Below are 7,943 nucleotides of genomic sequence, written 5' to 3'. Positions count from 1 at the left end.
CAGGAACCAATGTCATGGATATTTGCGTGGTGTTACGTTTATTTTCTCTTCAACAAGATCTGGAATACTGAGAATAACGAAACTTTTTAAACGGTATATCGATAACATGATTGTAGCAGTTTATCAAAAGGCTGCTCCATAAACAATATATACAGATGGGATATAAAAATACAGCAAGGCTTTCAATATATAAACACTCTCTAAGAAATAATAAAAGTATTTAAGTAGGAGTAAATAATATAAGAAATAAAAAATTTATATGGATAGATAATATATGTTGACACAAAAATTGATAACACAAGTGCTGGTTATTTTTCTTGTATTATCATTATGTGCTGGTTCAAATCTTTTTGTTGCTGCCAAGTATGAGACCAACGGAAACGACGGTTTTTGGACGATGACGTTTGACTCAGACGATGTCGGAAAAAATATCTCGTTAAATAATTGTATTGTTGATGATAATGCAATCACTCTAAATTATAACTCAGCAGGAAGAACCTACGATTTTAAAAAGGATTCGACCCACAAAGCATACAGTTATGTTTCATCGTTTTTTATACCATTTTTTTTCCATCCAACACGCCATATCACCTATGAAGATGAATTCAACCAGTACACGGACATAGTTAATATCCGAAGTCCCAATGATGGAAAAACTGCAAATCGTTCATCATCAGGGTTCAAGAAATACGTTGTTCAGCATTTTCGATTTAAGATAAATCCTGATTCTGCTGATACCCTCGAGATTCTCTGGAGAGGTCGAGCTGATGACGATAAAGAGGTGTGTTTATTTTATTGGCAGTGGTTCGTCGCAGTACCCTCTTTTGGAACGTGGATTCCAACCACCTCAGCACATTCAAATAATACCTATCTGGTTATCAAACATGAGTTGCAACGAGAACAAGTACTGCTTGCAGTAAATTCTGATAATTATCTTGATGTCTGCGTTGTGTGCAAACCAAAAATAGGATCATGCACATTAGCTACCGACTATGTTCGTGTTCTCTCAAAAGCGGAAAAAAGCTATGAGGTTGGAACCGGTTTTGCTGAGACAAAAAAACCCATTGATCCTCAAAATATCTCCGGTACTGATAAATTTTATTGGGAGTCGCTGAGTTGGGATGACTATGAACGGAGCGGGGCAACAGTCACCTATCAAGTTTTATTTTTAAATGCATCGGGAAACTACTCCCTAGTTGAAGAACGATATCTCCCAGGAAATCTGAATGGTTTTACTGAATCACCTGTATACCTACATACGATACCTCCATCGTATAAAAAATTAAAAATCAGAGCAAATCTGACGACAACAACAGAAACCTCATCTCCAAAGATTTATCGATGGACGGTCACATGGCAAACGTTGGACAAAAGTCTCCATTGGCAGGATTTATTTTACTCTGATTTTCGAACGGAAACGAAACATCGAGTAACGGTCGGTTCAGGATACGTCACCGTACGTCCTGTGACCGGAAATTGGCCGATGTTTGGTCAAAACCCAGCAAACACTCGTATCTCTGAAGGAAAAGGACCACTCAGCAGTGAGTTAAATTGGTATGCAGTCATCAAAACAGGAAAACCATTGACGAATCAAGTAATCAGCGAAGGCGTATTGTACGTTACCTATGAAGGATCAAAAGATCTCTACCTGTTTAACAATATCAGCATTAAACCTCCTGCAGGTGAATACGAAATACCCTATTCACAAAAAATCCCAGTTAGCAATACTGATAAAGAAGTAGTAGCTGCACCAACGATCACGGATCGGTACGTGATTGTTGCTACCGGTTCAACCAGCCCATCAGGCACCCAGAATTATATCTATGCTCTTGACCGGCTGAATAATCTTAATGAGAAATGGAGGTTCACGTTTAACGATAACATTTGTTATTGGGCCTCTCCAGCAGTCTTTGAGGATAAAGTTTTTGTCACTTCGTGGAGTGGCGACCCAGATATGTTCCAATCAAATTCAAATAACAAACTCATCGCTTTGGCATTAGATCGTACCGGCCATCTTACGAATAATGATGCTCTATGGATATTTAGTCTTCCAGCAAAGAGTCTTTCAACACCCGCGGTCGCAGATGATATGGTCATTGTTGCCTGTGCATATGAAAAAGGAGATAGTATTTTTGCTGTTGATATTAACAGTGGTAAAGCAATCTGGAATCAGTCAGTTGGTTCAGTTAACCGAGCATCCCCTGTAATTTACGACGATAAAGTGTTTATCATTGGTTCAAAAGGATTTACAACCACACTCACTGCATTGTCTTTGTCCGATGGAAAGAAACTCTGGTCACAAACCTTAAGCATCGCACTGAAACCCGGCGTTGCCCTAGCAGATTCAACACCAGCTGTGGTTGATGATGTTATCTATGCAGCAGCACCAAACGGAATGCTGTATGCTCTAAATGTGAGTGATGGGACTGAACGATGGTCACGACAAATTTATACGATTCCTTTGACACAAACAACGGTTCTGAGCTCGTCTCCAGCAATCGCTGATGATGTTCTTTATATTGGTACACCTGAAGGGAAACTGTTTTGCATTAAAACAAACAACGGGGAAAACATGTATCCTCCATTTATAACGTTTCAACCAGATTTTGTAGAAGTACCAATCTGTACTTCATCGATTATTTCAAATGGTCTTGTGTTTTTTGGTGATAGCAACGGTGTTTTATACGCCCTTGGGTCATATCAAAATCCAACTACGCAAATCTCTGGATATGTTATCTCGAATCCGATTTATCTACCGAAAAACTATTGGTGGAAAAATTTCTATGCAGTGTATGATATTCCAAGGAACAGTACAAGTTCGATTACCTTTAGCCTTCTTGATAGCAATAGCAATGTCATCAAACCGTTGTATAATCGAAGTGGAATTACGTTGGAGAATAGGACCCTTGATCGTGTACTTCGATTACGCGCCGATCTCTCAGCAGAGAATATAACTGTTAATCCAAAGCTTTTAAAATGGAACATTACCTTCCAAACCGATGCAAACCCGCCATCGTTCAACCATAGAGCCTTCACACCAGATCCAAACGGCTGGATTAACACTCAAACTCCAACATGTACAATCCCTGTCTGGGATAATACTACAGGTCTCGTGGTGACCTCTGCAACGTATACCCTCGGCTATACATTAACTGGTGATACAACAGTGTATTCAAAAACTGTTCGAGCACAGTGTACGGGGGTGAATGGTTCTCAATTTGCAACGCTAACAGCAAATATTAGCATGCTTGATTTTAGCAGAAATATCTCCTCGATAAAAAGCATCTCTTTTTCGATTTATGACCTCGCAGGTAATCTTGGTAAAAGCAATACAATCTCATTTAAACAAGATATTCAAAAACCGACGTCTCGATTGAATCCTCGCTTGAATAACTCGCGGTTCAACATGTCAAAAGTTTTTGTGAATGCCACAGTTAGTGATCCTGCCCCAAGCAGTGGAATTGTTCGCGTTGAGTTATTGTATCGTTTTTCAAAGACAAAAACATTCTCGGGATCATGGAAATCATTTGGATCTGTGGTAAACACCACAAAACCTCAGTGGAATATCACTACGATTGAAGGTGGTGGATACTATGAACTCGCATGCCGAGCGACCGACAAAGCAGGAAATAGTGAGGATCTCGTGAATCGGAGTACTACAGTTATTATTTTTGATAATATTCCCCCGGAGAAACCAATATTTGATAGTGAATACTCATTCAGTGAACTTCCACAAATCACCGTTGAGTTTAAAGATGATTTTCAACTTCATTCGATTTGGTATCGACCATACTTTGAATCTTCATGGACGTTGATTGCTGAAAAGGTTTATGCGCTTCGATACGTTTCGCCGTGGACGCTGAAAACAGAGTTTTGGAATATGATCAATGAAGATGTCCCCTGCTATCTGTTTTTCCGGATAAACGACACCTTGAATAATGTTCGATATATTGAAAATGAATCTGAAGCGTTAAAACTTGTCCGAGATTCGAAAGAACCCCTGGTTGACATCGATATTCCAAATCTTGATTTCCAGTGGAATCCCTCGAAGAATTTTACAATTAGAGCTATCGCATCTGATCTTGGAAGTGGGGTAAAACAAGTACAACTTTTCTATCGATATTCAGATGATAACAATTTTGAGAATAAACCGTGGAAATTATTTGGTGACTCATTACAACGTGAACCATTCCTCTGGAATTTTTTAGCACAGGAAGGAAATGGGTATTACCAGTTCTATATCCGTGCTGAGGATATGGCAGGAAATGTCGCTGAATCAAAAGTGTTCAGTACTGGGGTTCATATATTCCCTGAAGATATTGTTCTAATACTGGTTGCTTTGATTATCACATTCCTTATTATTCTCAGTGTTGTAAGTATATCTCTGCGAAAAAAGAATTAACAAAACAAAAAAAAGAGTATCATGGTTATTGGAGGACAATCGCTGGTTTGAGCGGAGCAGCATACCGTGCTTTATCCATGGGATCATTTTTGTCGGGATCATCAGCTTGATAGATTTCAAATCTGCATGCGAAGAAACGCTCGAGAAATGGCTGCGTGGTTTTGAGATACTGAAATTCATCAAGCCCACTGAGATGTCGCCTTCGGTCATCATCATTGAATTTCTTTAGATCGCTTGCGAGTTTTCCAAGGTATTGAGATACCTGTTTCGCATGTGGTTGCAACAAAGGATCGGAAAGGGCTTCTTTGATGAGAGTACCTGGATCAAAAGTTTTTTCTTGAAGATGATGAAGCGCCTTTCGAAGATATTTGGTTTTCCAGACTGGAGTTGTATAGAGTAGTATCTTTTGAGGAGTTATCTGCGTTACTTTCATGATCTGGCCGATATCTTCTAAGATTGACGTGAGTAAATATTCTCCTGTTTCATATATCTCAGAAATAAGTGATGTGTCCACAGATGGATAGAGATGCTCTGAGACGCATGGTTGGTTCCCCATTTTTTCCCAGAGTTCCTCAGCAAGATGTGGTGTAATTGGAGTCATAAGAATAATCCAAGTTTCGAGAAACTGTGATAACGTTTTTTGATGATCTCCTCCTCGTTTTAGATACCACTGGAGATCTTTGTAACATTCAAAGAAGATTTCATTTGACGCAACACGAAGATCATAGGTTTCAAAAGCATTCAATATGGCAGAGAGACGTCGCTGGAATATACTAAGCAACCAGTGGTCAATGTCCTGTTGCAAAGAAGTGTGACGACAGTGCTTTTCTGACAAGAGAGACATGACCTGCCGATATATCATTTGTATTCGGTTTTTATATTTCAAAACAGTGTCAGGATCCCATTCGATGTCAACAAAGGGAGATCCCACATGCGCATAATACAAACGCATGGCATCAACACCATAGGCGGTTGCCGCTTCAAGGATTGGTTCTGCGCCTCCTTTGCTTTTACTGATTTTTTCTTTCCCTTTTTGGGTGACCCACCAGTGAACAAATAATCCTTGTGGTCGTTTGTGTTCAGGCATGATAGCAACATGGTTCATAATATAGACGGGAAAATGAACAGTTTTATGTTCCTTTCCACCTAGATTGATGTCGACTGGATAAAAATAGTCAAAATCCTGTTTGATTTGTTTCCATATCTGATTTTTTGGTTTACCAAGTCCAAGAAATACGTAATCAAAAAATGCAGGCGTCATCTCCTCTGCGGTTATTTTTTCAGCGTTGACATATGGAGCTATCACATAGTAAGCAGGATAAAGTGTTGAATCAGAAATCGGTTCGATGATCCATCCTTTTTTAAATGGAAATTCTGTTCCAAGCCAGTTTCCTTTTCTGATAACAGCGCGGTCACCAAACCAATCGAGGATTTTTGGAAGTTCATCATAATACTCAGAAGGATAGATCTGCATGGTTGCTGCATATTTTTTTGACTCCTCCGTCAAGACAACGTCACTATATTTGATAAACCATTGATCCGGTATCTGTTTGATAACGACTCTTTTCGCACATCGACAGAGTACTTCTTCTGAAAATTCGCGCATGATTGTAGCGACATTTTTATCGATCAAATCGGCAATAACTGTGTCCTTAACGTTTGATATCCGTAGGCCTTGGTAAGGAGGACATTTTTCATTGAGAACGCCGGTATGGAATTCTTTTTTATAGACAAGATCAGTGGCTTCGTCGAGTTTTTCAGTTTGTGTTTGGCTGATGATACCCAGCTGTTCACAAGCCTCTTTTGCTGGGTTGTCGCCAAATCCATCAACATCGATAATTTTGATTGCTGGTATTGATTCTCCTGACTCAACCAAGGCAATCCAGTCATACGGTGCATGTGCTGGTACTGACATGACAATACCTGTAGCAATGTGAGGATCTGCAAAAATTCCAGGGAGGATTGGAACCGCCCGTTCAACCATTGGAATGGTACAGGTTGCATGCAGCAGGTTTTTTCCAGGGATTTTTTCCGGAAGGGGTTCTACAGCATCGTATTGGTTCATGAGTTTTTCGATGCAGTCTTGAGAGCAAATCCAAATTTCATCATGAATTTTTACCTTTTGATAAACAACATCAGGGTTGATCCACATGTTCGTAACGCCAAAAATGGTTTCAGGTCTAAGTGTTGCAGCAGGAAGTATTGTCCCATCAGCAAGTCGGAATTTGATGATGGTAAATTCGAGGATCTCAGCAGATCCTCCCTTAGATACATCGGTTTCTGATTTGTCCACCGCAACAGGTCCGCAATTCGGACAGAAAGGGGCGTAATGCGGTTTTTGAATGAGGAGTTTTTTTTCGTTGAGTTTATGGAATTGCCATTGTATGAATCTTTTGTATCCTGGCGAGATGGTTGTCATGGTTCTTGTATAATCGATGAGAAAACCGAATCGTTTCCAGTAGTCTTCAATGTAGACAGTACTAAAATATTTTACAACTTCATGAGGGTCTTTTAGTTTCTCTATCTGAGGAGGAGCAAGATTATTTTTTTTCAGTATTGCGATAGTGTCTGGATCGTTTCGTTCTACTTTTTTAGCAAATGCTATGGATGGTATTCCTGAAGCATGAAATCCTGCAGGAAATAAGATATCGTGACCGGTCATTTTTTTGTATCGAGCAATAATGTCACAATAGGTGAAACCTCGCATGTGGCCGACGTGAAGGTATCCTGATACTCCAGGGTATGCAAAATGGATGAAAAATTTTTTTTGATTTGTTATACTTGTTGTGTTTATATGGTTGGTATACCAATATTCTTGCCATTTTTTTTCAATAGTCGTATAGTTGTAGGTTTCGATGTCCATAGAAGTATCGAGTGTGGAAATGAAAAATGATTTATTTAATGTTTCTTACTTGGAAGTTACTTTCTCGAAGTAATGAAGGTTACTCGTCGTTTGACTGGTAGCGTTGTAAAAGTGGTGTATCTGGTAGAATATCACGATACTTTTATATATTATTAATTACAAAGTATAACATATAGATGGTGGTGTTAAAACGATGAATATCGTAAATGATGGAACCTATCTTGATGAGGTTGATGATCTCCAGATGGCGATGGAAATCCTTTTCGTCAAGAATAGAATAAAAACTCTTATTGCCTAGACCGATGAAAGATAAAAAATGTTATAACAAGAATCTGAGTTAGAGAACTTATTGTTATCACACGTCTCTCTGTAAGTGAGTTTTTTCTATGTTTTTGAATATCGTGTAAGTTTTCTCTTTTTCTCCTATTGACGAACTACTGAAACGCTTTAAGTTGACAGTCTCGAGCATACGCCTCCCTCTGTTTGCTTATATGGAGTTGCAGGAGTTGCTCAATTAAAAGAGTGTTTCCTTAAGTTGACACCAAAAAAGAGGCTTCATCCCGAAATAGATAATTAAGGAAGAAACATTCATTTTTTCATTGGATGGGACGCGCAAAGAAAAAGATTAATCCAACAGTTGCGAACCATGTGAACCGCAATTTCACCGCCGATTTCAGC

Annotated in this window: 2 protein-coding genes; one reads left to right on the top strand and one right to left on the bottom strand. The window is 39.1% G+C overall.

The genetic code is table 11. The features are described from left to right. The first annotated feature begins 274 nt into the window (after positions 1-274). Positions 275-4,402 (top strand): PQQ-binding-like beta-propeller repeat protein, encoded by a 4,128-nt coding sequence (locus tag QXL17_08130; GenBank protein ID MEM4259095.1) that lies wholly within the window; start codon positions 275-277, stop codon positions 4,400-4,402. 25 nt (positions 4,403-4,427) lie between these two features. Here the strand turns inward: QXL17_08130 and leuS are convergent, their stop codons facing one another. Further along, positions 4,428-7,265: a leucine--tRNA ligase gene (leuS, locus tag QXL17_08125; protein MEM4259094.1), complete on the bottom strand. Its 2,838-nt coding sequence runs from the start codon at positions 7,263-7,265 to the stop codon at positions 4,428-4,430. Positions 7,266-7,943: the final 678 nt, after the last annotated feature.

This window comes from Candidatus Thermoplasmatota archaeon, assembly GCA_038884455.1.
Classification (GTDB): domain Archaea; phylum Thermoplasmatota; class E2; order DHVEG-1; family DHVEG-1; genus JAWABU01.
This window is presented reverse-complemented; position numbering and strand designations above follow the sequence as displayed.